Genomic DNA, 25,128 nt, shown 5'->3' on the forward strand with positions numbered 1-25,128 from the left:
AGAATAGTGCTCCAGCACACGCCCTGCGCGGGCTTCAGCCAAACGGCAGAGGCCGTTCGCTGAGCAGGAAATCAATGAACACGCGCACCTTCAACGGCATGTGCCTGGCCTGCGGGTAAACCAGCATGAAGGGCCGCGAGGTGCCGCCAAAATCCGCCAGCACCTCCACCAGCTCACCGCTGTCCAGGGCGTCCTGCACGGTGAATCGGTAGGCCTGCATCAGGCCGCCACCGTGGCGCACCAGCGTGCTGGTGGCGAGGAAGTCGCCCAGACAGGTGAAGGCGCCCTGGGTTTCCAGCTCGATCAGTTGCCCGTCGCGCTGGAAGCTCCAGGGCGGGCGGCGACCACTGCTGGGCATCTCGAACTGGATGCAGTCGTGCCCGGCCAGGTCATCCGGTGTCTGCGGCACACCCGTCCGGGCCAGATAGCCCGGGGTGGCGACTATCACCAGCTCGGCGTCCTCCAGGCGCCGCGCCACCAGCCGCGAGTCAGCCGGGGCGCGGCCGCGGATGGCCAGGTCGAACTGCTCCTCGGCGAAATCGACATTGCGGTTGCTGACGTGCACATCCACCAACACCTGCGGATAGCGTTCGCGAAAGCGCGGCAACAACGGCAGCAGGCGGTGGTGGGCATAGGGCGTCGGCGCGCTGATGCGCAGCCGGCCGCTGGGCTCGAGCTGCCCGCCCGTCACCTGCCGCTCGGCCTCCACCAGTTGCCCCAAGGCCTGGCGGCATTGCTGGTAGTAGGCTTGCCCGGCCTCGGACAGGCGCATCTGCCGGGTGGTACGCACGAACAGGCGCACGCCCAGGCGCTCTTCCAGGCGGGCCACCGACCGGCTCACGGCGGCAGGCGTGACACCGGCCAAGGTGGCCGCCTCGGTGAAGCTGCCGGCATCGGCGGCAAGGCAGAACAGCTCCAGGCTGCCCAGTTGCAGGTCATCGAAATGGCGGGTCATGGCGGCTCGATTAATTACACGGCGTATCGATTGAAATGCCATGCGCCTCATTTTTCAAGCGAGCGTTGCAACTTACAGTGATTCCACCCCGAGCCAAGGCTCATCCACTGGAGATCATCCCCATGCGCACCCCACGCACCGTCATCATCACCGGCGCATCCAGCGGCCTGGGCTTCGCCCTCGCCCAGGCCTTCCTCGAACGCGGCGACAACGTGGTCGGCAACGCCCGCAGCCAGGCGCGCCTGGACGCCGCCGCCGCGCAGTTGGGCAACCCGGCCGGGTTCGTCGGCGTGGCCGGCGACATCGCCGAAAAAGCCACCGCCGAGCGCCTGTTCGCCACCGCGCTCAAGACCTTTGGCCGGGTGGATATCCTGGTCAACAATGCCGGCATCTTCATCCCGAAACCGGTGGTGGACTACAGCGAGGCCGACGTCGATGCGTTGGTCGGTACCAACCTCAAGGGCTTCTTCTACCCCGCCCAGGCCGCCGCGCAGGTGATGCAGCAACAGGGGCACGGGCACATCATCGCCATCACGGCCTCGATCGCCCTGCAACCCGATACCCGGGTACCGGCGCTGCTGCCGGTGCTGGTCAAGGGCGGCCTGAACCAGGCGGTCAAGGGCCTGGCCCTGGAGCTGGCGGGCAGCGGCGTGCAGGTCAACGCCGTGGCCCCGGGGATCATCGACACCCCACTGCACGGCGGCCAGGCCGAAGGGCTGGGCGCGCTGTCGCCGAGCGGCCGTACCGGCCAGCCGCAGGATGTGGTGGACGCCGTGCTGTACCTGACCGACGCACGCTTCGTCAGCGGCGTCATCCTGCCCGTCGACGGTGGCAGCACCGCCGGCACCTGGCACTGAACAAGCAGAGGATCGAACCATGCCTTATGTCCATATCCGCGTCACCGATGAAGGCGTCAGCGCCGAGCACAAGCGCCAGTTGATCAAAGGCACCACGCGACTGTTGCAGGAGGTGCTGGGCAAACCACCGGCCAGCACGTTCGTGGTGATCGAAGAGGTGCCCACCGACAATTGGGGGGTGGGCGGCGAGACGGTGACGGCGTTGCGCCAGCGCGAGCGGGGTTAAGACCTTTCGCCGGCAAGCCGGCTCCCACAAGGGCAGCGCGTGACTGGAGTTCGGCGCGGTCGTCGTGGGAGCCGGCTTGCCGGCGAAGCGTCGGCGCAGACGCCCAATCAATGCCTGACGAACACCGCCCCGTCAGCGCCCGGCGCGGGCGCCTCGTCGATCTGCGCCGTGCTCAACCACGCCGTCTCCCTGAGCATCAACGAACACACCGCCACCAGCGCCAGCGCCGCTGCCCCGTACAACGCCACACCCAACGGGTTGTGGTCGGTGAGGATGAGGATCGCCGTGGCAACGCTGGATGCCGTGCCCCCGCCCAACGCCGCGCCGATCTGGTAGCTGGCGGAAATCCCCGAATAACGCATCTCACGCGGGAACTGCTCGCCGAGGAACGCCGGGATCGGCCCCTGGGTCGCGCCCATCAGCAGGCCGACCAGGCTGTAGGCGCACAGCGCAATGGCAAAACTCTTCATGTCGACCAAGGCAAAGAAGGCAAACAACCCCAGCGCCATCACCAAGGCACCGAACACCATCACCGGGCGCCGCCCGAGGCGGTCGGACAGGTGCCCGAACAGCGGCGCCGACAAGACGATGGCCACCGACAGGGTCAGATCGAACATCAGTGCCTGGGTGCTGCCGAACCCGGCCTGGGTGGCATAGGTGAGAAAGAAGGTGCTGCCGATGTAGGCGATGGTGCAGTAGCCGAAGGCGATGCCGGTGCACAGCAGCAGTTGCCGTGGCCGCTGGCGCAGCGCTTCGGCCAACGGTGCCTGCGCCGGCTTGGCCGCAGGCGCGGCAAGCGGCGTGGGCGTCTTGAGCCGCGCATACAGGCCGATCAGCACCAGGCTGCCGCCGAGCCAGAACGGAATCCGCCAGGCGAAATCCACCAGGTTGTCGTTGGCCGCGGCGCTGACGATGGCGAATACCCCGGCGCCGAGAATCCCGCCGACGCCGATGCCCATGCTCGTGAAGCTGCCCCACAGCCCGCGCCGTCCGGGCGGCGCCGACTCGATGCCGAACAGCGCCGCGCCGCCCCACTCGCCGCCGGCGGCGAAACCCTGGACCAGGCGCAACAGCACCAGCAGCACCGGCGCGGTCACACCGATGCTGGCGTGGCTGGGCAGGCAGCCGATCAGGAAGGTACTCAGGCCCATCAGCAGCAAGGTGGCGACCAACACCTTCTGCCGGCCGATGCGGTCGCCGTAGTGGCCGAACACCAAGCCGCCCAGAGGCCGGGCGAAGAACCCGGCACCGAAGGCGCTGAACGCCACCAGGGTCGCCGTCAGGTGGTCGAGCCCGGGGAAGAACACCTGGGGGAAGACCAGCGCGGCGGCGGTGCCGTAGATGATGAAGTCGTAGAACTCCAGCGCGGTGCCCAGGCCGGAGACGCAAAAGGTCCGCAAGGCGGAGCGGGATGAAGCGGTGTGCGCATGCATTGTTTTTATTCTCGGAATGCAGGTGGGCTCAGAAGCGCTGGAAGCCGGCCTTGGCCAGTTGCAGCGGGGTGCCCGCCACGTAGTCCAGCGCGCAATGTTCGGTGTCGATGCCGACGCTGAGCAGGGTCTCCCAGCGCTCGGTGTCGGGCATGGCCATGTCCGGATGGAAGCAGATCGGCGCGCTGTCGCCGGCCGCGCCGCACATCGCCTCGGCACGGGCGCGCAGGTCGGTGTCGGTCATCTGGCCGATCGCCTGCTGCAGATGGCCCAGGCGGCCGAGGGTGTCGGCGCGGTCGGCAACCTGCTCGCCCTGGCTCAGCTGGGGGTCGAGGAAATGGTTGGTGTGCAGCAGCCAGCCATCCTCGCGGGGCACCACCAACGCCGTGCGCTCGGGGCTCAGTTCGATGCTCACCGCGCGCGGGCTGCGGTCCTCGCGGGAAAACACGGTGAGCACGGTAGACGCACTGACCCGCGCCGAGCGCGCCAGCTCCACGGCCTCGTCGACGCTGCGGGCGTCTTCCAGCAGGCGCCGGGCGATGGCATGCACCGGCACGCCACCGCTGGCGTTGTCGCTGGCGTGGTGGAGGATGTTGAAATGCAGGCCTAGGCCTGCGCTGTTCACCCCCAGCTTGGCCAGCATGCCGAACTCGCAGAACAGCTTGACCTGCATGCCGCGCGCTGTGTGCAGCCCGAGCATCAGGCCGTGCGGGCACAGGCTGTCATGCCAGTCCCAGGTCTGCAGGGTCTGCGGCGCTCGCGCACCGCGCGGGGCGTGCACGCTGGTCGAGCATTCGTGGTGGCGGGTACGGGCGGCCAGGACTTCGGTACGGGCGTTGAGGGCGGCCAGTTGCCACAGCGGCAGGTCGACGCCCTTGGCCATGCCGATCACCTCGGCGGCCACCTCCGGGCTCCAGGCCTCCAGCGCGGCCAGACTGTTTTCGCCGATGCGCTGGGCCTCGCCCAGGCTCACGCCGACCCTGGGGAAGAAGCCCAGGTACAGCTCGGTGGTGTGGCGGATCTGCTCTGCGAACAGCGCGCCGAGCTGCGCACCGCGTGCCAGCGGGTCGCGGATGTCGGTGACGAAGGTGTGTATCTTCACTGCGGGGAACTCCTGGTACGGCAGGCTCGATGTTCAGACAAGCCTAACCACGCCGCCGCAGCCGATCATCGCCCTGCCCCGCACAACTTTTGTGCCCAGGCGGAAAAACTCAGGGGTGCAAACCTTGCTCACGCAAGTGCTCATGCAGCAGGGCGATGAAAGCCTGCAGCTTTCGCGTATTGCGCCGGTGCGGCAGGTACAGCACGTGCACCCAGGGGCCGAAGGCGCTCAGGGCGCGCCAGTAGTCTGGCAGCACCTCGACCAGCTCGCCGCGGGCCAGGTACGGCGCCGCGCACCAGGTGGGCACGAATTGCAGGCCCTGGCCGTCGAGCAGACAGGCCAGCAGGAAATCGAAGTTGTCACTGAGCAATCGCGCGGTGGGCTGGCGTACCCGCAGGGCCTGGCCGTCGCGCTCGATCCACCAGAAGCTGCGGTTGAGCAACGGGTGGCGCAGCAGCAGCCAGTCGTGCTGGGCGTAGTTGTCCAGGGTGATGTCCGCGCCGCGCCGCTGCAGGTAGGCCGGGCTGGCACAGAGGATCACCCGGTTCTCGATCAGCGGCTGAGCGATCAGCTCGGGCTGGTCGGTGGGGCCGTCGCGCAGCGACAGGTCGTAACCGCCGTCGATCAGGTCCTCGTTGGCGTCGTTGAGGTTCACCTCCAGGCGCACCTGCGGGTGTTCGCCCATGAAGCGGCAGCACACCTGGTTGAGAAACGCCGGGCCGAACGAGGGTGGCGCGGTGATGCGTAGGGTGCCGCGCAGTTCATGCTGCAACTGCTCGACCTCCTCGGTGACCAGCTGCAGATGCATCAAGGCCTGGCGCGCGCCGTCCAGGTACAGGCTGCCGGCCTCGGTCAGGGCCATGCGCCGGGTGGTGCGTTCGAACAGGCGCACACCCAACTCCGCCTCCAGGTGGGCAACGGCCTTGGTGATCGCCGACGGCGTCTTGCCCAACTGCTCGGCGGCGCGGCTGAAACTGCCGTGCTCGGCGGCGGCGACGAAGATGGTCAAGGCCGTCATTTTGTCCATGGTTGGTTCCTGTGAGGCACAAGTCTGGGGGCGCGTCAGTATCCATTGAGATCCGTGGCATCGGCAAATATCGAGGCAGCTGCGTAGCGGCACTACTCACACTTTTTCCCCAACGCAAAAAAAGTTGTGCCCAAGACTGCGTTTAACCGATCCCCCAGCTTGGCTAGCCTGCGGCCTGATCAAAACAACAACGAGGCACCCGATGAAGCCGCTGCTCACACTCGCCCTCGGCGCAGGCCTGGCCTGCACCGCCCTGCCCGGCCTCGCCGCCGTGGACCTGATCCTGCACAACGCCAAGGTCTACACCGCCGCGCCCGGTCAGCCGTTGCAGCAGGCCGTGGCGGTGGACGGCGAGAAGATCGTCGCGGTGGGCTCGGACCAGGCCGTGCTGCGCCTGAAAACCGCCGGCACGCAGGTCATCGACCTGGGCGGCAAGGTGCTGATGCCGGGCATGCTCGACTCCCATTCCCACGCCATCAAGGGCGGCCTGCAACTGGAGCTGGCCAACCTGGCCGGCGAGCAACTGCCCCTCGATGAGCTGGAGCGGCGCCTGCGCCAGTGGCGCGACGACGGCAAGGCCCGGCGTGGCGAGTTCCTCAGCGTCGGCGGCCTGCCACCGACCTACTGGGACGATCTACCGGCCCTGGAACAGCGCTTCAATCATGGCGAGTGGGCCACGCAACCGATCCTGTTAGCCGCCAACGACATGCACACCGGCTGGGCCAACCAAGCCATGCTCCAGCGCGCCGGGGTAAATGCCGCCAGCATCGCCGCCCTGCCCGAGGACGCCCGCAATACCATCGGCCGTCACCCGGACGGCACGCCCAATGGTTTCCTGGTCGACGCCAGCCTCTACCCGGTCACTGATCTGCTGCCACCGCTGAGCCAGGACACTTTGCTGACCGCCGGGCGCATGGCCCTGGACTACTACAAGCAGCTGGGTATAACCGGCTGGATGGACCCACTGGCCAACGAGCTGCCGGGCGCCGACGTGAACAACGATTCCCTGGGCGTGCTGCCGGTGTACAAGGCCCTGGCCGAAAACGGCGAGCTCACCGCCCACGTCGCCGCGCTGCTGATGGCCGACAGCAAGGCCGGCCCCGCCGACCTGGACGAACTGGACAAGGTGCGCCAGCAGTTCATCGACGTACCCAACCTCACCCTGCCGGGCATCAAGGTGTTCGCCGACGGCGTGGCCGAGATGCCGGCGCAGAGCGCGGCGATGCTCGAGCCCTACCGCAACTCCGGGCAACGCGGCGAGCTGCTGCTGGACCCGGCGCATTTCGGCGAGCTGGTCAGCGCCGCCGATGCCCGTGGCTGGCTGGTGCACGTGCACGCCATCGGTGACCGCGCGGTGCGCGTGGCGCTCGATGGCATCGAACAGGCGCGGCGCGCGCGTCACAGCGGCATTGCCCATTCGATCACCCACCTGCAGATGGTCAGCCCCAAGGAGTACGCGCGTTTCCGCCAGCTCGACGTGATCGCCTCGATGCAGCTGTACTGGGCCAGTGCCGACGAGGCCAACCTCGACCTGGTCAAGCCCTACGTCAGCGCAATGGCCTTCATGCACACCTTCCCGGCCCATTCGCTGCTGAACAACGGCGCAACCATCGCCGGCGCCAGCGACTGGCCGATCAGCACCCCGGAGCCATGGAAGGCCATCTACCAGGCCATCACCCGCAAGGGTCCCAAGGGCGTGCTCAACCCCGGCGAAGCCATCGACCTGCAGACCATGCTGCAGGCCTATACCCTCAACGCCGCCCGGGCCATGCGCCTGGAGCGGCAGGTCGGCTCGCTGGAAGTGGGCAAGCAGGCGGACATGATCGTGCTCGACCGCGATGTGCTGAGCCTAGCCCCGGAGGCGCTGCGCGATACCCAGGTGCTGCAGACCTGGTTCGCCGGCAAGCGTATCTACGCACGCTGAGGCGGCGGCATCATTGGCGCAGGCGCTCCAGCGCCTCCAGCACGTGTCCGATGGCGCGCTCCGGCTCGCCCTCGCGACAGGCGATACCGAGCTGGCGCCACAGCCCCGGGCGCAAAGGCCGCCGGAGCACACGCGGATCGTGCTGCGGGCCTTCACCCTCCTGGGGCAACAGGGTCGCGCCGTACCCCGCGCCCACCAGGCTCTTGATCGCGTCGTTGAAGTTCAGTTCGATGCGTGGCTCGGGGTAGAGCCCGGCGGCGGCGAACCATTCCGAAGTCACCCGCGACAACTGCGTGGTGCTGTCGTTGAGGATCAACGCTCGCCCGGCCAGCCAGGCCGGCGTGACCCGCGCCGGCGGGCGCCAGTCGGCGGGCACGTAGGCCAGGATCGGGTCGCGGCGCCAGGGCGTCAGTTTCAGCCCCTTGCCTGCCACCTGTGGCAACGCCACCAGGCCGATGTCCAGGGTGCCTTCGCGCAGACGGGCCAGTGAGGCCTGCGAGGTCAGCACCTGCACCTGGACATCGATACCTGGGTGGTCCACGCGCAGGGCGTCGAGCGCCTGGGGCAACAGATGGGCGATAGCGCCCGTGGAAGCGCCCAAGCGCACGCGGCCGGTCAGGCCCTCGACCTGCCGGCGCACCTCGTCCAGCGCCTGGTCGGCATCGGCCAGCAAGCGCCGTGCACGTAGCAGCAGGGTCTCGCCGATAGGGGTCGGGCGCACCTGGCCCCGGGTGCGGGTGAGCAAGGGCGCGCCGATGCGCGCCTCAAGCTCGGCCACGTGCAGGCTGATGGTCGGCGGCGCAAGGTTGAGCTGGCGGGCGGCGTCGGCGAAGGAGCCGTGTTCGGCAATCACCACCAGGGTGCGCAGGCGGTCGAGGCTGATTTCTCGCATGGGGACTCTGACAGGTGGATGAGCATTTACAGACGACATCGCCCTTCTGTGGGAGCTGGCTTGCCAGCGAAAGCGTCAGTCTGGACTGACATCACTGTTGCGACTGACCTCATCGCTGGCAAGCCAGCTCCCACAGGAGAAGTGTCGCCTGCTGGGTAACTGATTCAGAATTAATGAACGTACCGATCATGATATTCAAATTTTCTTTCGTCCAGCCGCAGGCGAGCATAGGCCCACTCCCCTTTCATTCGGATACTCCTCATGCACCAGCCACTCGTTTTCATCGACGGCGACCAAGGCACCACTGGCCTGCAGATCCACGCGCGCCTGCAAGGCCGCCAGGACCTGCGCCTGCTCACCCTGCCCGAGGCCGAACGCAAGGACCCAGCGCGGCGCAGCGAGGCGATCAACAGCGCCAACATCGCCCTGCTGTGCCTGCCCGATGACGCTGCCCGTGACGCCGTGGCAACCATCCGCAACCCGGCGGTGCGGGTGATCGATGCCAGCTCCGCCCACCGTACCGCGCCAGGCTGGGTATACGGCCTGCCGGAGCTCGACCAGCACCAGGCCGAGCGCATCGCCGCCAGCAGCCGCATCAGCAACCCGGGCTGCTACCCCACCGGCGCCATCGCCCTGCTGCATCCGCTGGTCAAGGCCGGGCTGCTGCCAGCGGACTATCCGCTGAGCATCCATGCCATTTCCGGCTACAGCGGCGGTGGCCGGGCGGCGGTCGAGCGCCATGAGCAGCCCGCCGAAGGCTATCTGCCGACCTTGCAGCTGTATGGCCTGGAGCTGGCGCACAAGCATGTGCCGGAAATCCAGCAGCACGCCGGGCTCAGCGCCCGCCCGCTGTTCGTGCCCGGCTACGGCGCCTATCGCCAGGGCATCGTCCTAAGCATCCCCCTGCAACTGCGGCTGTTGCCCGGCGTCACCGCGCAACAACTGCAGGCCTGCCTGGAGCAGCACTACCAGGGCGCCCGCCATGTGCAGGTGCTGCCCTTGCATCAGCAAGGCCCGGCCCCGGCGCTTGACCCGCAGGCGCTGAACGACAGCAATGACCTGCGCCTGGCGCTGTACGCCAACCCCGAGCACGGCCAGGTATTGCTGACCGCGGTGTTCGACAACCTCGGCAAGGGGGCCTCGGGCGCTGCAGTGCAGAACCTCGACCTGCTGCTGGCTGGGCTGCGCTAGCCACACCGGGTAAACTGGGCGCCCGCCTCGTTCGAAGCGGGCGTTTCAGCCCACCCGGAGCCTTACCTGCGATGTTCATCCTCCGCCGCCTCGACGGCGTGCCGCCCGAATCCTTCCAGAACCAGATCCGCCAGCTGGTGATCGACCATGTCGGCCAGCTCAGCAGCGTCGCCATCAGCCCGACCAACCAGCTGTACCCGTTGTACCAGTACGGCGTGGGTATGGAGGTGCACCAGTACCTGATGGCCCTGGACGGCACCCGCGGCCTGGCCGTGCAGCTGACCCTGGCGCTGGATGCCGACACCCCGGACCAGTTGCTCGGCTTTGCCCTGGCGCTGCCGGCCCAGGACGATGCGCAGGCCTGCAGCCTGGCGTTCCTTGCCGTGCATCAGGACCATCGCCGCCAGGGCATCGCCCGCGCGTTGCTGGATGACTTGCGCAGCCGCTACGCCTGCGTCGAGCTGAGCGCCTTCGCCGAGCAGGTGCCGTGGTTCGAGGCCATGGGTTTGCAGGTGATTGCCAGCGCCGGGCCACAGGTGCTGATGAGCAGTACCGGGCGTGCCAGCGGGGCGCTGATCGGGCGGCTGGATATTGCGCCGATCTACCAGACGGTCGAGGTGATGCAGATCCATACCTACCTGCTCAATCAGAACGGGGAAGACGTGATGATGGAGGCGGAGCAATCGCGCGATGAGCGCCTGGATGAATTGGCGGAGCAGGCCAAGGCGTGTGTGAGGCAGCGGCTGACGCGGCATTGATGTAGACCGCTGGGGCTGCCTTGCAGCCCTATCGCGACACAAGGCCGCTCCTACAGGGGATCGCGTTTCCCTGTAGGAGCGGCCTTGTGTCGCGAACGGGGCGCAAAGCGCCCCTGGCAATCTTCAGGCATGCACCCAGCGCCGGTGCAACCCGCGGGCCAGCGCATCGAGCATGAACCCCAGCACCCCGATCAACAGCACCATCGCCATCAGCTCGGAATACGCCAGCCGGTCACGGGTATCGAGGATGAAATACCCCAACCCCGCACTGACCCCCAGCATCTCGCACGGCACCAGCACGATCCACAGGATGCCGATGGCCAGGCGCACGCCGGTCAGTACATGGCCAATCACCCCCGGCACGATCACCTTGCACAGTGTCTCCCAGCGCGTGGCGCTGAGGCTGCGCGAGAGCTGCAACCAGCGCGGATCGAGCTGGCGCACCCCGGCGGCGGTGTTGAGCAGGATCGGCCACAGCGCGGCGAAGGCCAGCAGGAAGTAGATCGGCTGGTCGCCCACGCCCATCAGCATCACCACCACCGGCATCCACGACAGCGGCGAGATCATCCGCAAAAACTGGAACGCCGGCGTGGTTGCCGCCTCAAGGTGCCGGTAGCTGCCCACCAGCAAGCCCAAGGGCACGCCGATCAACAGCGCCAGCAACAGGCCGATCAGGATGCGCTTGAGGCTCACCCAGATATGCCCGTACACCTCGCCCTGCCCCAGCAACTCCACCAGGCTCGCCATCGTGGCCTGGGGCGAGAAGCGCGCCGACAGGCCGTCGGCCGCACCGAACAGTTGCACCCCCGCCCACCACAGCAACAGCAGCAGCGCCAGGCCGGCAAGGCCCAGGGCGCCATGTACGACATGCCTTTGCATCAGACCGCGAACTCCTCGCTGCGCTGGAAGTTCTCGGCAATGCCGAAGGTTGCCGGGCCGCCCACCGCAGCGATGGCGTTGCGCACGAAGCGGTCATCGACCAGGTCGCGGGCGACGTGCGCGGGGTCGAGGCCGGCGAGGAAGCCGTTCTCGCCTTCGATCAGGGTGCCTTTGAGGCGCTTGACCAGTTCCTCGGTGTAGCTGGGGTACGGGTACGGCTGGAAGTCGATGCGCTTTTCATCCCAAAGCTGGTGCTGGATCGCGCCACTGGCGATGTAGCCGGCACGGTCCTCGGCGGCAGGCGCCAGCACCTTGGTCAGCACCGCGGGCTCGTGCGGGGTGTACTTGTTGGGGCCGGCCTTGGACAGCAGCGCGGCCGCTTCGGCGCGGTGCTCGCGGGTCCATTGCTGGGCCTTGACGATGGCGTTGACCACCTTCTGCGACCATTCCGGGCGGTTGTTGAGGTCGTGTTCATGCATGAACACCACGCAGCAGGCGTGGTTGCGCCACACGTCACCGGTGAAGCGCTGCACGCGGCCGACCTTGAGGTTCTCGGCCAGGGCGTTGAACGGCTCGGCGACGATGTAGCCGGCGATGCGCTTGCTGGCCAGGGCTGGCGGCATGTCCGACGGCGGCAGCACCAGCAGGTTGACTTCGTTTGCAGCCAGCTGTGCGTTGGCCGGTTTCGACACCGGCGTGAGGCCGTTGTCGTTGAGCATCTGCTGCAGCACCACGTTGTGGATGGAGTACCAGAACGGGATGGCCACGGTCTTGCCGCCGAGCTGCTTCATCTCGGTGATGTCCGGGGCCACGGTCAGGCCTGAGCCACCGACATGGTTCCAGGCCACCACCTTGGCCGGCACCTTGCTGCCATAGCGGGCCCACACGGTCATTGGCGACAGCAGGTGGATCACGTTGACCTGGCCGGAGATGAACGCCTCGATCACCTGCGCCCAGCTGCGCAGCAGCACCGGGCGCTCGGCCTTGATGCCTTCGGCCTCGAACAGGCCGTTGTTGTGCGCCACCAGTAAAGGCGTGGCGTCGGTGATCGGCAGGTAGCCGATGCGCACCGGCGCGTCGGGCTCGGCGGCGGCGCGCGCCTGCAGGCTGGCCAAAAGCGGCACGGCGCCAGCGGCGGTGAGCATGGCGCTGAGTTTGAGAAAATCGCGACGGGACGTGGTGGAGCAGCAGTCATCCATGCACATGGACAGCCTCCGAGGGCAAGGGGGATGGGGTGGGTTCGGCTGTGCGGCTTGCCCGCCGTAGGGTTTTGAGGATTTCGATGCGCAGCGCGCCCAGCTCTTCGACCCGCTGCGCCCGGGGTTGCGGCAGGTCGATGTGCCATTGGCCGAGGGTGCGCGCCGGGTGGTTGCCCAGTAGCAGCACGCGATCGGACAGCAGCAGAGCTTCGTCGATGTCGTGGGTGATCAGTACCGCAGCGGTGTTGTGGGTGGCGATCAGCTGCAGCAGCAGTTGCTGCATGTCGGCGCGGGTCACTTCGTCCAGCGCGCCGAACGGCTCGTCCAGCAGCAGCACTTCGGGTTGCCGCGCCAGGCAGCGGGCCAGCGCGGTGCGCTGGGCCATGCCGCCGGACAACTGCGCCGGGTACTGGCTGCGGGCATGGCTCAAGCCCACCGCGGCGATGGCGTGGTCGATGCGTGCGCGGCGCTCGCTGGCGGCCAGCTTGGGCTGGCGGGCGAAGTCGAGGCCGAAGGCGACGTTCTTCTCCAGGCTCAGCCAGGGCAGCAGGCTGGGGTCCTGGAACGCCACCGCCAGGCGCGGGTGCGGGCCCTGCAGCGCCTCGCCATGCAAGCTCACGCTGCCGCCACGGGGCTGCTGCAGGCCGGCCAGCACCCGCAGCAGGCTCGATTTACCGACCCCGCTGGGGCCGAGGATGGTCACCACTTCGCCCGGCGCCAGCGCCAGGTCGAACTGCTCCAGCACCGGCTGCCAGCCGCCCTCGCGGGGGTAGCCCAGGCTGATGTCACGGGCGTCGAGTAGCACGTCGGTCATGCCGCACTCGCCTGGCGTTGCAGTTCGGCGCGCAGCTGCACCAGGCTCGGTGTGACGATCGGCACGAACGCCGACTCGCGCCAGCGGCGCGCGAAGCTTTCGCCATAGGCGGTGAGGTAAGCCTTGCCACCACTGGCCTGCAGCTCCAGTTGCACGGCATCGGCAGCGCTTTCGGCGAGGGTGATGCGCAGTTTGAACAACGCGGCCGGTTGCTTGAGGAAGCGGCCGTCGAGCAGGCCCTGCTTGAGTTCGCCCACGGTGTTCTCCAGGCGTTCCTTGAGCACCTGGCGCGCCTCTTCGAGGAACGAAGCACGGCCTTGCAGGTGTTCCTGCACTTCGTCCAGGGCACGCCGCGCCAGGCCGATGGCCATGCCGCACTGCAGGGCGAGGAAGGCCGGGCGCACCTTGGGCAGGAACTCGCGGGCGTTGTCGTGCAGCAGCCAGTCGCGGGCCAGCGGTACCTGGTGGAAGGCCAGCGCAGCGGTGTTGCTCGACTGCAAGCCCATCAGCTGCAGGTCGTCGGAGCGCTCCAGCCCTGGTGCATCGGAGGGGATGGCCAGCACGAACGGCGCGCCGCCGGCATCGTCTTCGATGGCCGCAGCCACCACGAAACCACTCTTGCGCAGGTTGGTCACCCAGTGCAGCCGGCCTTCCAGGTTCCAGCCATCGGCTGCGGGGCGCCCGCGCACCTGCAGTGCCTCAATGCCGGAGAGGAACTTCATGGCATTGGAAAGCCCCGTGGCGCCGGCCAGCTCACCTTTGAGCAGCGCTGGCAGCAGGCGTTCGCGCAACCCCTGGTTAGGGCTTTGCAGCAGGTATTCAATGAAGGCGCGCTGACCCCAGCAGACGAAAGCCGCCGCCAGTGAGCGGCTGGCGATGGCGGCAATGGCTTCGACCGCCTCGGTGACATCACCGCCCGCGCCGCCGAGGGCCGGGTCGACGCCTATGCGCAGCAGTTGCGATTCGGCGATGTGCGCCAGTACCAGGTGCGGGTCGCACTGGCCCTGGTCGATGGTCTCGGCGTTGGCATCCAGCCATTGGCGAAAAGCGCTATCAAGCATGTCCCTACTCCTTTGGTGCGCCGGACACGCCGGCATCGGGCGGTTTAGGCCGAAGGCTGCCAGCGGTATTTGCTCAGCTCGTCATTGAGCGGCGTCTGGGCGAACACATTAGCAAAGTTGCACAGGGTTGCGAGGCTCACGCCCAGAATCACTTCCAGGGCGTTGCCCTCGGTGAAACCGGCCTCGCGGAAGGCCTGATAGGTGGCGTCGCTGACATTGCCGCGGGTGGCGATGACTTCACGGGCGAACTCGGCCAGAGTCTCGTAACGGGCGTCGGGCAGCTCGCCACGGGCGCGCAGGGCATCGACCACCGCCTGCGGTAGCTTGGCCTTGTTCAGCGCCACGGCGGTGTGGCCGGCAACGCAGAAGTCGCAACCGTGCTGGGTAGCGGCAATCAACTGCACCACTTCGCGCTCGGCCAGGGTCAGCTCGGCCTTGCCGTTGAGCGCCGAGACGGTGACGTAGGTTTCCAGCGCGGCTGGGGCATTGGCCAGCACACCCAGCAGGTTGGGGATGAAACCGGAGTTCTTCTGTGCGTTTTCGAGGAACGGACGTGCGGCTTCCGGGGCGGTCTGCAGGCTGTGTAGAGTGATGCGCGCGGACATGGAGTGGTCTCCTTTGATGTAGGTCGCTACAGTCTGTTGGTTATAAGAAGTAGCATCCATATTCATCAGTCGCCTTTCCTTGCTCCTGAGTCCTTGCATTAGATGATTTCATCCAGCCACCTTGTCGATTGGTTATTAGAAGGCCTCGAGCTTGACGCAAGCCTGTTCCATGTCGGGCGCTATTGCGGTGGCTGGCACGCCAGCACCCAGGGCATGGGCCGGGCCAGCTTTCACCTGGTGGTGCAGGGGCATTGCTGGCTGCACGTCGATGGCCATGCCGAGCCTGTGCGGCTTGAGAGTGGTGATGCGGTGTTTCTGCTGCGTGACCTTGGGTATCGCTTATCGGGTGACGAGGACGTCGCTGACGCCTGCGCCCAGCCGCGCCGGGCCATGCAGGCGCTGGACCTTCAGGCCGACGATGGCGTGGGGCTGGTCTGTGGCTTCTTTCATTTCCAGACGGGCTTGTCGTCGCTGATCGTCGAGGGGCTGGCGGACTGGATCCTGCTGCGCGCCAATGATCCGGCCGGCAGTGCGGCACGTGCGTTGTTTGGCTTGATTCTCGAGGAATGTCGGCGGGCGCCGCAGCCGTCGCAGACGGTGCTCGAGCGGCTCACGCACTTGCTGTTCCTGTATGTGCTGCGCCAGCAGGTGCACACGGCTCAGCCACTGGGTGGATTGGTCGCCCTCGCCCGCCAGCCGGCTTTTGCCGGGCTGCTGGAGCGGCTGATAGAGGAGCCGGGGCAGGCTTGGACGCTAGAGAGCATGGCGGGGTGTGCGGGGCTGTCGCGCTCGGCGTTCTTCAAGCGTTTCAATGAACTGGCTGGGCAGTCGCCTGGGCAGGTGCTGCTGGCGCTGCGCATGCGTCAGGCTTGTCAGTTGCTCAAGGCGGGGAATACGGTCGAGCAGGTTGGCGGGCGGGTGGGGTATCAGTCGGTGGCGGCGTTTACTCGGGCGTTTGCCAAGGCGGTGGGGGTGCAGCCGGGGGCTTATCGCAAGCAGCATGAGGGGCGGGAGGGGTAGGTTTTTTGGTTTTTTGGTGTTTGGCTTCGGCTTCGGCTTCGGCTTTCAAAGTGTTGGCTTTGATAGATGTATGCGCATTCAGCGGCGATAGCGACTTTTAGTCACCTTTCCGCCCTTACGGCGGCCTACTTTTTTCTTGGAAAAAGTAGGCAAAACCGCCTGCTCCCATCATACGGCCCCTGCGCTGCGCTCCGGGGTCCCCTCGCTCCGGTGCCTTCCGGGCCCGCGCGGCCTACGACTTGCTGCGCAAGTCTACATCTCGCGCCTTCGGCTTACGCCGAAGGGTGCTGCGCACCAGGGCCCTCCAGTCACCTCCACTCGGCCTCCTGAAGTCGCAATTTGTGTTGCCTGAACTATCGCGCGCTTAGAAGCAAAAGCAAAAACAGATCAAGAGCAGATCAAGAGCAGATCAAGAGCAGATCAGGGGCAGATCAAGAGCAGTAATGCGGTTATCTAGGTTTGGCTGTTGTGTATGTATTTTTTTTCGGGCCCTATCGCCGGCAAGCCGGCTCCCACAGGTACAGCGCAAGTCTGAAAATTCGCACTAACCTGTGGGAGCTGGCTTGCCAGCGATTGCAATCCTGAGTTCCCAACTAACCCAACTAGCGACAGCTAACGCCAGCCCAGGCGCCGCCCCTAACTTCGCGACTTCAGGAGGCTGAGCGTAGGCGTCTGGAGGGCCCTGGTGCGCAGCACCCTTCGGCGCAGCCGAAGGCGCGAGATGTAGACTTGCGCAGCAAGTCGGAGGCCGCGCGGGCCCGGAAGACGCCGGAGCGAAGGGACCCGCAGCGCAGCGGAGGGCCGTATGAATGGAGCGAGCGGTTTTTGGTTACTTTTTTCCAAGAAAAAAAGTAACCCGCCGTAAGGGCGGAAAGGTGACTATGCGTCGACATCGCAAATGAATGCGTATAAACCTATCAAAACAAAAACGCGCTCACTGAATAAAATCAAGAAAAGAAACAGCAGCCCTAGAACAACTTAAACAGCCACCACCGGTATATCCCCGCTACCACTCCCCTTCCCGTCCCGCCGCTCCCCCATCCACTCATTGACCTGCTGCCCAAACGCCGCCGGCGCCTTGCGCCCGAACCGCCGCGCCAAGTCCAGGATCGTCTGCTGCGCCAAAGCCTCCTCCATGCGCTTTTGCGCCCCCAGCATCACCGCATTGATCGCACACGTCCCCTCGACCGCCCAAGCCGGTGCCGAGCCCTCGAACACCGCACAACGCTCACGAATCTCGCGACAGTCGAAAATCTTCTTGTGCCCATCGATGGCCGTGACGATATCCAGCACCGTTATTTCATCCGACGGCCGCGCCAGACGGAAACCACCCCGCACCCCCTCGGTGGCCGCAACCAGCCCGGCCCGAGCGAGCTTGGTGAACACCTTCGCCAGGTACTCCTGCGGTACACCCTGCAACTCGGCCAGGTCGCGCACGCTGGACTCGCGGCTGTCGCCACGCTCGTCCACCAGGAACAACAGGCAATGGATACCGTACTCGACGCCGGCACTGTAGAGCGACATGTCAATCTCCGACTGAATTTGTCGCAAATACTACGCCCATCAACGGCAACTGGCAAAGCCTCAGCTTGCCGCCCGTCGCCAGCCCATCAGCACAAAAAGCCCCTGCAAACCAGCAAAACCGCAGGTTTAGACCGAACTTGCGAAGGCCCGGACGGGGGCTGGCTGAAAAAAATACTTGTCGAGACAAACTCCGATCAATACAGTCGCAGTTATTCGGCAGGCAGCCAACGCACCACCGAAGCCCTTTCCCCATCTAGCGGAGCACTCACATGACCCCACATATCCTGATCATCGGTGCCGGCTTTGCCGGTGTATGGAGCGCCCTCAGCGCCGCTCGCCTGCTCGACCAGGCCCAGGCCGGCGACGTGCGCATCAGCGTGCTGGCTCCGCAGCCAGAGCTGCGCATCCGCCCACGCTTCTACGAAGCCGACGCCCACACCTTGCAGGCCCCGCTGAGCGACTTGTTCGATGTGGTTGGCGTGCAGTTCATCCACGGCAACGCCGAAAGCATCGACAGCACCGCGCGCCAGGTCGGCTACATCGACGCCAACGGCCAGCGCCAGCAGCTGGGCTACGACCGCCTGATCCTCGCCGCCGGCAGCCAGGTCGCTCGCCCCGCCGTGCCAGGCCTGGCCGAGCACAGCTTCGATGTCGACCAGATGGAATCGGCTGTACGCCTGGAGCGGCACCTGGTTGGCCTGGCCAAGCTGCCCGCCTCGCCGGCACGCAACACCGTGGTGGTGTGCGGCGGTGGCTTCACCGGCATCGAGACCGCCACCGAAATGACGCCCCGTCTGCGTGCCATCCTCGGTGAAGGCAATGTCCGCGTGGTGCTGGTGGACCGGGCCGACAGCATCGGTGCCGCCCTTGGCGCCGGTATCACCCCGGCCATCGTCGCCGCCTCGGAACACGCCGGTGTCGAGTGGCTGACCGGTGCTTCGGTAGTGGCCGTGGAGGCAGGCGGCGTGACCCTCGACAATGGCGAACACATCGCCAGCAACACCGTGATCTGGACTGCTGGTGTCAAGGCCAGCCCGCTGACCGCGCAGGTCGCAGGCGAGCGTGACGCCCTGGGCCGGCTGCGGGTCGACCCGCACCTTAAAGTTGTCGGCCAGGAGCATATCTACGCCACCGGCGACGTCGCCTGGGCCGCGGTGGACGACATCGGCAACCACGCGCTTATGACCTGCCAGCACGCCATCCCCATGGGCCGCCATTCGGGCAACAACGCCATGGCCGACCTGCTGGGCCTGGCGCCCGTGGTGTACCGCCAGCCGAAGTACGTCACCTGCCTGGACCTGGGCGAATGGGGCGCGGCCTACAGCGAGGGCTGGGAACGCGAACTGGTCCTGCAAGGCCAGGAAGGCAAGAACCTCAAGCGCCAGATCAACACCCTGTGGATCTACCCACCAGCAGCCGACCGTGAACAGGCGCTGGCAGCCGCAGACCCGGCGATTGCCATCGTATAAGCGAACTAAAACTGACTGATCCGTCAGATTATGACGGATCAGCCTGTACGTGCTGTTACATTGAATGACTGGTCAATAATAATGGCCATATGGCATCATTGGCGCCAAAAAAACATCACGAAGGTGAGGAACACACCTAACCCGCAGCGCATCGAGAGCCTGGCACCCGCCATCACGGCCCTCAAACCATGCTCTTGACGCCTGCACGCCAACGTCAAGGAGCATGCCATGCAGTTACGGAATATGAAGATCGGCAAACGCGCCGCCAGCGTGTTCGCACTTTTAGGTGCACTGGTCCTGGCAATGGGCCTGCTTTCTCTCTACGAAACCCGGCAAATGGACAGCGCCACCGACGAAATTCGCATCACCTGGATCCCCGCCGTCGTTGCCCTCAACGACATCGGCAGCAACCTCGGCCGCGTCCGCGCGCTCACCCTGCGCACCGCCCTGGACGACGACAGCAACGAGCGAGCCCGAAACACTGCCCTGCTCCAGACCGTCAACGATCAGTTGCAAGCCGCCCTCAAAGACTACGAAGACACCATCATCGCCGCCGATGACCGTGCCCTGTTCAATGCCTTCAACGCTGCCCACCAGCAGTACTACAGCCTGCAGCAGGAAGTACTGAAGGACATCAACGCCGGCCGCGCGGCCGATGCCAAACGCAAGATCAGCGGCCCGCTCACCCAACATGCCGACAGCATGATGAAGGCCATGGCGGCCCTGATCGCCTACAACGGCAAGGGCGCCGAAGATGCTTCGCAGCGCAGCAGCGACGTCGCCGACGAAGCCTTCAGCGTGATCGTCAGCTCACTGCTGGTCATCATCATCGCCCTCATCGCCATCGCCATCCTGCTTACCCGCAGCATCGTCGTCCCGCTGGCCGACGCCGTGGCCGTGGCCGAGCGTGTGGCCACCGGCGACCTCACCCGCGACATTCAGGTCAGCGGTCGTGACGAACCGGCACTGCTGCTGCGTGCCCTGAGCCAGATGCAACAGAGCCTGCGCGACACCCTGCGCAAGATCGCCGCCTCCTCCGACCAACTGGCCTCGGCCTCCGAAGAACTGCACACGGTCACCGAAGACACCAGCCGCGGCCTGCATCAGCAGAGCGCCGAAATCGACCAGGCCGCCACGGCAGTCAACCAGATGACCGCGGCGGTCGAGGAAGTGGCCAACAACGCGGTGAGTACCGCCGATGCGTCGAAGGGCGCCGACCAGACCACCCGCGACGGCCGCGACCAGGTCAACCAGGCCTTGAGCTCGATCCAGCATCTGGTCGACGACGTCACCGGCACCTCCCAGGAAATCGAACAGCTGGCCAACAGCGCCAACGAAATCAGCCGGGTCCTGGACGTGATCGGTTCGATTGCCGGGCAGACCAACCTCCTGGCGCTCAACGCGGCCATCGAGGCAGCCCGCGCCGGCGAGGCCGGGCGCGGCTTTGCAGTGGTCGCTGACGAAGTACGGGCACTGGCCCACCGCACCCAGCAGTCCACCGCCGAGATCGAGCAGATGATTGGCGGCATTCAGGACGGCACCGGGCGCGCGGTCAGCGCCATGCACAGCAGCCAGGGCCGCGCCAACGGTACGCTGGAAGTGGCGCAGTCGGCCGGCCAGGCGCTGGAGCTGATCGCCGAGGCCATCGCCTCGATCAACCAGCGCAACCTGGTGATCGCCAGTGCCTCGGAGCAACAGGCGCAGGTGGCACGGGAAGTGGATCGTAACCTGGTGAACATTCGCGACCTGGCCATGCAGACTTCCGCCGGCGCCAACCAGACCAGCGCGGCGGCGCAAGACCTGTCGCGCCTGGCGGTGGAATTGAACGCCATGGTGGCGCAATTCAAGGTTTGATCCGAAAGCTGCACATAGCGTGAAAACATCGCGGGGCAAGCCCGCTCCCACGCTACCTGCTCAGGGGCAGCGTGGGAGCGGGCTTGCCCCGCGATGCATCTGCGCGATGAATCAGTCGTTCGCGCCAATCACCCTGCCCGCCTTCACCGGCGTGTTGCGCGTCGCCAGGCAGTAATACAGCGGCACGGTCACGATCAAGCCGAACAGCCACGACAGGTCAGCCCCTTCGACGATGTTCGAGTACGGCCCCACATACAGCGCGGTGTTGGCGAACGGCAGCTGTACCAGGATGCCGCAGGCGTAGGCAATGATCGCGTGGTGGTTGAAGCGGCCGTAAATGCCACCGTCGGCGCTGAAGATCGAGGCGATGTCGTACTCGCCCTTCTTGATCAGGTAGAAGTCCACCAGGTTGATCGACGCCCACGGCACCAGCACCAGCAGCAGGGCCAGGATCAGGCCGATGAACTCACCGATGAAGTCGGCCGAAGCGTTCAGCGCGACCATGCCGCAAGCCACCAGGATCACCGTTGCCAGCACCACGCGCACCTTGATGCTCGGCGTCCACTGGGCGGCGAACGTCTGGATCGCGGTGACGATCGACAGCACCGCGCCGTACAGGTTGAGGGCGTTGTGGCTGATGATGTTGAGCAGGAACAGCACCATCAGGATCGGCCCCAGCCAGCCGGTGGCCTGCTTGACCGCAGCCATGGCGTCCGTGCCTTGCGGTACGCACAGCACCGCCACCGCGCCGAAGCTGAAGCACAGGATGGTGCCCAGGGTGGCGCCGAAGTAGGTGGCCCAGAACGGCTTGGCAATGCCGATCTCACGCGGCAGGTAACGCGAGTAGTCGGAGGTATATGGCGAGAAGCTGATCTGCCAGATGGTACCCAGCGACACCGTGGCGATGAAGCCCGACAGGTTGAACGCGCCCCGGCTGAAGAAGTCAGCCGGCAGGTCCTGGGCGAACATCATGATGAAACCGGCCAGCAGCGCCGAACCCATCACCCAGGTACCGATGCGGTTGAGGATGTGGATGAAGCGGTAGCCGATCACGCCGATGGCGGTGGCGCTCAGGGCGCCGATGACGATGGCGCTGGGCATCGGCACGCTGGGGGCGATGCCGTGGATCGACTTGCCCGCCAGGACGATGTTGGAAATGAAGAACCCGACGTAGATCAGCGCGGTGAAGAACACGATCAGCAGCGCGCCGTAGCGGCCGAACTGGCCACGGCTCTGCACCATCTGCGGAATGCCCAGCTGCGGTCCCTGCGCAGAGGCCAGGGCGAGTACCACACCGCCCAGCAGATGGCCCAGCGCGATGGCGATCAGGCCCCACAACAGGTTCAGGTGGAACACCTGCACCACCATGGCCCCGGTGACGATGGGCAGTGGCGCGATGTTGGTGCTGAACCACAGGGTGAACAGGTCGCGCGCCTTCCCATGGCGCTCGGCAGGTGGAACGTAATCGACCGTGTGATTTTCGACAAACTGGTGTTGCGACGACGGTTGGGACATAGGTTTTCAGCTCGAAAGGTCGTTTTTTATCTTTGTATGGAAACCGCTCAAGGCGGCCTCTCAGCTGCGGACCATATTATGGTATTCCAAACTTTTGACAACACTGCGCCGCGCTTTTTCAGCGCATCTGATCTGCCTGGCGCCCCGCCTTGGCGCAGCCTTTTCACTGCCAAACCCAATGAATACGGGGCCTTAACCGTTCATCGCGTTATCCGCGCACCAGAAAATTCCGCTTGCAAAATAGGTATTACGGTATACCATCAGACACATCAACGATAAAAACCGCGGACCACCGCAGCCCTTCCGAGGTACACAAGATGATCGACGCAACTGTCTACAAGAACGTCCTGGGCTCCTTCCCGTCCGGCGTTACCGTCATCACCACCCTGGACGACGACGGCTCGATCGTCGGCCTCACCGCCAGCGCCTTCTCCTCGCTGTCGATGGACCCGCCACTGGTGCTGTTCTGCCCCAACTACAGCTCCGACTCCTACCCTGTATTGATGAAGAACAAGCGCTTCGCCATTCACCTGTTGTCCGGTGAACAGCAAGCCGAGGCCTATGCATTCGCGAAAAAGGGCAAGGACAAGGCCAGCGGTATCGAATGGACCCTGAGCGACCTCGGCAACCCGATCCTGGCCGGCGCCACCGCCGTCATCGAATGCGAACTGTGGCGCGAATACGAAGGTGGCGACCACGCCATCATGGTCGGCAAGGTGCACAACCTGATCGTGCCGCAAGAGGCTCCACGGCCGATGATCTACTGCCGCGGCAAGATGGCCAGCCTGCCAGCCTTCGCCTGATGCAACCCATCTGAAAACCTGCCCCAGCAGGCGACAACAACAAGCTCCGAGGAAAGCCCCATGAAATTTTCGTTGTTCGTGCACATGGAACGTTGGGATGAACAGGTCAGCCACCGCCAGCTGTTCGAAGACCTGACCGAACTGACCTTGATGGCCGAAGACGGCGGTTTCAGCACCGTGTGGATCGGCGAACACCACGCCATGGAATACACCATCTCGCCAAGCCCGATGCCGCTGCTGGCCTACCTCGCCGCACGCACCGAGAAGATTCGCCTGGGCGCCGGCACCATCATCGCGCCGTTCTGGAACCCGATCCGCGTGGCCGGCGAATGCGCCCTGCTCGATGTGATCAGCAACGGTCGCATGGAAGTGGGCCTGGCCCGCGGCGCCTACCAGTTCGAATTCGACCGCATGGCCAACGGCATGCCGGCCACCGACGGTGGCAAGGCCCTGCGCGAAATGGTGCCGGTGGTGCGCAAACTGTGGGAAGGCGACTACGCCCATGACGGCGAAGTCTACAAGTTCCCCACCTCCACCAGCGTACCCAAGCCGTTCAACGCCACGCCGCCGATGTGGATCGCCGCCCGCGACCCGGACTCGCACAACTTCGCCGTGGCCAATGGCTGCAATGTCATGGTCACCCCGCTGATGAAGGGCGACGAAGAAGTGCTGGACCTGAAGAACAAGTTCCAGGCCGCCCTGGACAACAACCCGGATGTGCCGCGCCCGCAACTGATGGTGCTGCGCCACACCCACGTGCACAGCCCGTCGGAGCCTGAAGGCTGGAAAATCGGCGCCCAGGCCATCTCGCGCTTCTACCGCACCTTCGACGCCTGGTTCGGCAACAAGACCACCCCGGTCAATGGTTTCCTGGAGCCCAGCCCGGAATCGAAGTTCGCCGAAGTGCCAGCGTTCGAGCTGAACAACATCCGCAAGAACACCATGATCGGCACCCCCGAAGAGATCATTGCGCGCATCAAGTACTACCAGGAACTCGGCGTCGACGAGTTCAGCTTCTGGTGCGACAACAGCCTGCCCCATGCCGAAAAGAAAAAGTCGCTGGAGCTGTTCATCAAGGAAGTGGTGCCGGCCTTCGCCTGAATTCCCTTTGCCTGAAACATTGCGGGACATGCCCGCTCCCGTGGGCCCTTGCGGCCTGCGTGAGCGGGCTTTTTTTCGCAACGGCATCTGGCCTCTTCGCGGGTAAACCCGCTCCCACACGACTTGCGCTGCCTTGAAGATTGCGCGGTACCTGTGGGAGCGGGTTTACCCGCGAAGAGGCCAGTACAGACAGCAGAGATATCAAGGCATCAGCCGACCTTTCGTCCCCTTCCCAACGAAATTTTCAGCCCCCTCTTGCACATCAAATATTATGGTATACCATCAGACAACAAGAGCTGATAACCCTCACCAGGAGCCCCCATGAGTTTCGAAATCCGCAAGATCGTCACCTACTCCGAAGAAACCCGCATCGAAGGCGGCAAGGCCACCGACAAGCCAGTGACCATGGTCGGCCTGGCCGTGGTGATCAAGAACCCATGGGCCGGCCGCGGTTTCGTTGAAGACCTCAAGCCGGAGATCCGCGCCAACTGCTCCGAGCTGGGCGCACTGATGGTCGAGCGCCTGACCGCCGCCATCGGCGGTGCCGACAAGATCGAGGCTTACGGCAAAGCCGCCGTGGTCGGCGCCGACGGCGAAATCGAGCACGCTTCGGCGGTGATCCACACCCTGCGCTTCGGCAACCACTACCGCGAAGCCGTACAGGCCAAAAGCTACCTGAGCTTCACCAACAAGCGCGGCGGCCCGGGCACCTCGATCCAGATCCCGATGATGCAGAAGGACGACGAAGGCCTGCGCTCGCACTACATCACCCTGGAAATGCAGATCGAAGACGCCCCGCGCGCCGACGAAATCGTCGTGGTGCTGGGCGCCGCCGACGGTGGCCGCCTGCACCCACGCATCGGTAACCGCTACATCGACCTGGAAGAACTGGCTGCCGAAAAAGCCAACGCTCAATAACAAC

Annotated in this window: 23 protein-coding genes; 11 read left to right on the forward strand and 12 right to left on the reverse strand. The window is 65.5% G+C overall.

The window, feature by feature from the left end:
- Nucleotides 1-34: 34 nt before the first annotated feature.
- Nucleotides 35-955 carry a LysR family transcriptional regulator gene (locus tag LOY51_RS16245; RefSeq protein ID WP_258642078.1) on the reverse strand — a complete coding sequence of 307 codons (921 nt, stop codon included), beginning with the start codon at nt 953-955 and terminating at the stop codon, nt 35-37.
- Nucleotides 956-1,077: 122 nt separating this feature from the next.
- On the opposite strand from LOY51_RS16245, the gene LOY51_RS16250 reads away from it, so the two are divergent.
- Nucleotides 1,078-1,812, forward strand: coding sequence for an SDR family NAD(P)-dependent oxidoreductase (locus tag LOY51_RS16250; protein ID WP_125858968.1), 735 nt, complete (start codon nt 1,078-1,080; stop codon nt 1,810-1,812).
- 19 nt (nt 1,813-1,831) lie between these two features.
- Nucleotides 1,832-2,038, forward strand: a complete 207-nt coding sequence (locus tag LOY51_RS16255) for a tautomerase family protein (protein WP_258642081.1) — start codon at nt 1,832-1,834, stop codon at nt 2,036-2,038.
- A 107-nt stretch (nt 2,039-2,145) separates the two neighbouring features.
- On the opposite strand, the gene LOY51_RS16260 is transcribed toward LOY51_RS16255, so the two are convergent.
- From LOY51_RS16260 to LOY51_RS16270, 3 genes are all read right to left on the reverse strand, one after another.
- Nucleotides 2,146-3,471: an MFS transporter gene (locus tag LOY51_RS16260; RefSeq protein ID WP_258642083.1), complete on the reverse strand. Its 1,326-nt coding sequence runs from the start codon at nt 3,469-3,471 to the stop codon at nt 2,146-2,148.
- 28 nt (nt 3,472-3,499) lie between these two features.
- Nucleotides 3,500-4,570 (reverse strand): C45 family autoproteolytic acyltransferase/hydrolase, encoded by a 1,071-nt coding sequence (locus LOY51_RS16265; protein ID WP_258642086.1) that lies wholly within the window; start codon nt 4,568-4,570, stop codon nt 3,500-3,502.
- Between the two features lie 109 nt (nt 4,571-4,679).
- Nucleotides 4,680-5,597: a LysR family transcriptional regulator gene (locus LOY51_RS16270; RefSeq protein WP_258642089.1), complete on the reverse strand. Its 918-nt coding sequence runs from the start codon at nt 5,595-5,597 to the stop codon at nt 4,680-4,682.
- A 202-nt stretch (nt 5,598-5,799) separates the two neighbouring features.
- Here LOY51_RS16270 and LOY51_RS16275 point away from each other — a divergent pair, with 202 nt between their 5' ends.
- The gene (locus LOY51_RS16275) at nt 5,800-7,521 is read left to right on the forward strand and encodes an amidohydrolase (protein WP_258642091.1); all 1,722 of its coding nucleotides are present in this window, start codon (nt 5,800-5,802) and stop codon (nt 7,519-7,521) included.
- 10 nt (nt 7,522-7,531) lie between these two features.
- On the opposite strand, the gene LOY51_RS16280 is transcribed toward LOY51_RS16275, so the two are convergent.
- The gene (locus LOY51_RS16280; protein WP_125858974.1) at nt 7,532-8,413 is read right to left on the reverse strand and encodes a LysR family transcriptional regulator; all 882 of its coding nucleotides are present in this window, start codon (nt 8,411-8,413) and stop codon (nt 7,532-7,534) included.
- Nucleotides 8,414-8,674: 261 nt separating this feature from the next.
- Between LOY51_RS16280 and argC the strand changes: the two genes are divergently transcribed.
- A complete protein-coding gene (gene argC / locus LOY51_RS16285; RefSeq protein ID WP_258642095.1) occupies nt 8,675-9,604 on the forward strand; it encodes an N-acetyl-gamma-glutamyl-phosphate reductase in 930 nt (309 codons plus the stop codon).
- A 71-nt stretch (nt 9,605-9,675) separates the two neighbouring features.
- Nucleotides 9,676-10,362, forward strand: coding sequence for a GNAT family N-acetyltransferase (locus tag LOY51_RS16290; protein ID WP_258642098.1), 687 nt, complete (start codon nt 9,676-9,678; stop codon nt 10,360-10,362).
- Between the two features lie 123 nt (nt 10,363-10,485).
- On the opposite strand, the gene LOY51_RS16295 is transcribed toward LOY51_RS16290, so the two are convergent.
- Genes LOY51_RS16295 through LOY51_RS16315 form a run of 5 tightly spaced genes read right to left on the reverse strand, consistent with a single transcriptional unit; the run spans nt 10,486 to nt 14,920 of the window.
- Nucleotides 10,486-11,241 (reverse strand): ABC transporter permease, encoded by a 756-nt coding sequence (locus LOY51_RS16295; protein WP_258642101.1) that lies wholly within the window; start codon nt 11,239-11,241, stop codon nt 10,486-10,488.
- The gene (locus LOY51_RS16300) at nt 11,241-12,446 is read right to left on the reverse strand and encodes an ABC transporter substrate-binding protein (protein WP_125858978.1); all 1,206 of its coding nucleotides are present in this window, start codon (nt 12,444-12,446) and stop codon (nt 11,241-11,243) included. The genes LOY51_RS16295 and LOY51_RS16300 overlap by 1 nt, the downstream gene beginning before the upstream one ends.
- The gene (locus tag LOY51_RS16305) at nt 12,433-13,254 is read right to left on the reverse strand and encodes an ABC transporter ATP-binding protein (protein ID WP_125464430.1); all 822 of its coding nucleotides are present in this window, start codon (nt 13,252-13,254) and stop codon (nt 12,433-12,435) included. The genes LOY51_RS16300 and LOY51_RS16305 overlap by 14 nt, the downstream gene beginning before the upstream one ends.
- Nucleotides 13,251-14,351 (reverse strand): acyl-CoA dehydrogenase family protein, encoded by a 1,101-nt coding sequence (locus LOY51_RS16310; protein WP_258642106.1) that lies wholly within the window; start codon nt 14,349-14,351, stop codon nt 13,251-13,253. The genes LOY51_RS16305 and LOY51_RS16310 overlap by 4 nt, the downstream gene beginning before the upstream one ends.
- An 8-nt stretch (nt 14,352-14,359) precedes the next feature.
- Nucleotides 14,360-14,920 (reverse strand): carboxymuconolactone decarboxylase family protein, encoded by a 561-nt coding sequence (locus LOY51_RS16315; RefSeq protein ID WP_258642108.1) that lies wholly within the window; start codon nt 14,918-14,920, stop codon nt 14,360-14,362.
- Nucleotides 14,921-15,022: 102 nt separating this feature from the next.
- Between LOY51_RS16315 and LOY51_RS16320 the strand changes: the two genes are divergently transcribed.
- Nucleotides 15,023-15,940, forward strand: coding sequence for an AraC family transcriptional regulator (locus LOY51_RS16320; RefSeq protein WP_125858981.1), 918 nt, complete (start codon nt 15,023-15,025; stop codon nt 15,938-15,940).
- Nucleotides 15,941-16,918: 978 nt separating this feature from the next.
- On the opposite strand, the gene LOY51_RS16325 is transcribed toward LOY51_RS16320, so the two are convergent.
- On the reverse strand, nt 16,919-17,464 hold the full coding sequence (locus LOY51_RS16325; RefSeq protein ID WP_125464434.1) for an RrF2 family transcriptional regulator: 546 nt from the start codon (nt 17,462-17,464) through the stop codon (nt 16,919-16,921).
- A gap of 269 nt (nt 17,465-17,733) precedes the next feature.
- Between LOY51_RS16325 and LOY51_RS16330 the strand changes: the two genes are divergently transcribed.
- Together LOY51_RS16330 and LOY51_RS16335 are read left to right on the forward strand one after the other, a co-directional pair.
- Nucleotides 17,734-18,933 (forward strand): NAD(P)/FAD-dependent oxidoreductase, encoded by a 1,200-nt coding sequence (locus LOY51_RS16330; protein WP_258642111.1) that lies wholly within the window; start codon nt 17,734-17,736, stop codon nt 18,931-18,933.
- Nucleotides 18,934-19,161: 228 nt separating this feature from the next.
- The gene (locus LOY51_RS16335; protein ID WP_258642114.1) at nt 19,162-20,787 is read left to right on the forward strand and encodes a methyl-accepting chemotaxis protein; all 1,626 of its coding nucleotides are present in this window, start codon (nt 19,162-19,164) and stop codon (nt 20,785-20,787) included.
- A 111-nt stretch (nt 20,788-20,898) separates the two neighbouring features.
- On the opposite strand, the gene LOY51_RS16340 is transcribed toward LOY51_RS16335, so the two are convergent.
- Entirely contained in the window at nt 20,899-22,302 is a 1,404-nt protein-coding gene (locus LOY51_RS16340; RefSeq protein WP_258642117.1) for a purine-cytosine permease family protein, read from the reverse strand.
- Nucleotides 22,303-22,619: 317 nt separating this feature from the next.
- Between LOY51_RS16340 and LOY51_RS16345 the strand changes: the two genes are divergently transcribed.
- From LOY51_RS16345 to LOY51_RS16355, 3 genes are all read left to right on the forward strand, one after another.
- Nucleotides 22,620-23,105 carry a flavin reductase family protein gene (locus tag LOY51_RS16345; RefSeq protein ID WP_110996540.1) on the forward strand — a complete coding sequence of 162 codons (486 nt, stop codon included), beginning with the start codon at nt 22,620-22,622 and terminating at the stop codon, nt 23,103-23,105.
- Nucleotides 23,106-23,165: 60 nt separating this feature from the next.
- The gene (locus LOY51_RS16350; RefSeq protein ID WP_125858985.1) at nt 23,166-24,206 is read left to right on the forward strand and encodes an LLM class flavin-dependent oxidoreductase; all 1,041 of its coding nucleotides are present in this window, start codon (nt 23,166-23,168) and stop codon (nt 24,204-24,206) included.
- Nucleotides 24,207-24,527: 321 nt separating this feature from the next.
- Nucleotides 24,528-25,124 (forward strand): amino acid synthesis family protein, encoded by a 597-nt coding sequence (locus tag LOY51_RS16355; RefSeq protein ID WP_003256068.1) that lies wholly within the window; start codon nt 24,528-24,530, stop codon nt 25,122-25,124.
- Nucleotides 25,125-25,128: the final 4 nt, after the last annotated feature.

It is taken from the genome of Pseudomonas sichuanensis (assembly GCF_024749065.1).
Lineage (GTDB): Bacteria > Pseudomonadota > Gammaproteobacteria > Pseudomonadales > Pseudomonadaceae > Aquipseudomonas > Aquipseudomonas sichuanensis.

Coding starts and splice junctions, on each gene's coding strand:
- LOY51_RS16245 (WP_258642078.1), bottom strand. CDS start 955: ATGACCCGCCATTTCGATGACCTGCAACTGGGCAGCCTGGAGCTGTTC.
- LOY51_RS16250 (WP_125858968.1), top strand. CDS start 1,078: ATGCGCACCCCACGCACCGTCATCATCACCGGCGCATCCAGCGGCCTG.
- LOY51_RS16255 (WP_258642081.1), top strand. CDS start 1,832: ATGCCTTATGTCCATATCCGCGTCACCGATGAAGGCGTCAGCGCCGAG.
- LOY51_RS16260 (WP_258642083.1), bottom strand. CDS start 3,471: ATGCATGCGCACACCGCTTCATCCCGCTCCGCCTTGCGGACCTTTTGC.
- LOY51_RS16270 (WP_258642089.1), bottom strand. CDS start 5,597: ATGGACAAAATGACGGCCTTGACCATCTTCGTCGCCGCCGCCGAGCAC.
- LOY51_RS16275 (WP_258642091.1), top strand. CDS start 5,800: ATGAAGCCGCTGCTCACACTCGCCCTCGGCGCAGGCCTGGCCTGCACC.
- LOY51_RS16280 (WP_125858974.1), bottom strand. CDS start 8,413: ATGCGAGAAATCAGCCTCGACCGCCTGCGCACCCTGGTGGTGATTGCC.
- argC (WP_258642095.1), top strand. CDS start 8,675: ATGCACCAGCCACTCGTTTTCATCGACGGCGACCAAGGCACCACTGGC.
- LOY51_RS16290 (WP_258642098.1), top strand. CDS start 9,676: ATGTTCATCCTCCGCCGCCTCGACGGCGTGCCGCCCGAATCCTTCCAG.
- LOY51_RS16295 (WP_258642101.1), bottom strand. CDS start 11,241: ATGCAAAGGCATGTCGTACATGGCGCCCTGGGCCTTGCCGGCCTGGCG.
- LOY51_RS16300 (WP_125858978.1), bottom strand. CDS start 12,446: ATGTGCATGGATGACTGCTGCTCCACCACGTCCCGTCGCGATTTTCTC.
- LOY51_RS16305 (WP_125464430.1), bottom strand. CDS start 13,254: ATGACCGACGTGCTACTCGACGCCCGTGACATCAGCCTGGGCTACCCC.
- LOY51_RS16310 (WP_258642106.1), bottom strand. CDS start 14,351: ATGCCGGCGTGTCCGGCGCACCAAAGGAGTAGGGACATGCTTGATAGC.
- LOY51_RS16315 (WP_258642108.1), bottom strand. CDS start 14,920: ATGTCCGCGCGCATCACTCTACACAGCCTGCAGACCGCCCCGGAAGCC.
- LOY51_RS16320 (WP_125858981.1), top strand. CDS start 15,023: ATGATTTCATCCAGCCACCTTGTCGATTGGTTATTAGAAGGCCTCGAG.
- LOY51_RS16325 (WP_125464434.1), bottom strand. CDS start 17,464: ATGTCGCTCTACAGTGCCGGCGTCGAGTACGGTATCCATTGCCTGTTG.
- LOY51_RS16330 (WP_258642111.1), top strand. CDS start 17,734: ATGACCCCACATATCCTGATCATCGGTGCCGGCTTTGCCGGTGTATGG.
- LOY51_RS16335 (WP_258642114.1), top strand. CDS start 19,162: ATGCAGTTACGGAATATGAAGATCGGCAAACGCGCCGCCAGCGTGTTC.
- LOY51_RS16340 (WP_258642117.1), bottom strand. CDS start 22,302: ATGTCCCAACCGTCGTCGCAACACCAGTTTGTCGAAAATCACACGGTC.
- LOY51_RS16345 (WP_110996540.1), top strand. CDS start 22,620: ATGATCGACGCAACTGTCTACAAGAACGTCCTGGGCTCCTTCCCGTCC.
- LOY51_RS16350 (WP_125858985.1), top strand. CDS start 23,166: ATGAAATTTTCGTTGTTCGTGCACATGGAACGTTGGGATGAACAGGTC.
- LOY51_RS16355 (WP_003256068.1), top strand. CDS start 24,528: ATGAGTTTCGAAATCCGCAAGATCGTCACCTACTCCGAAGAAACCCGC.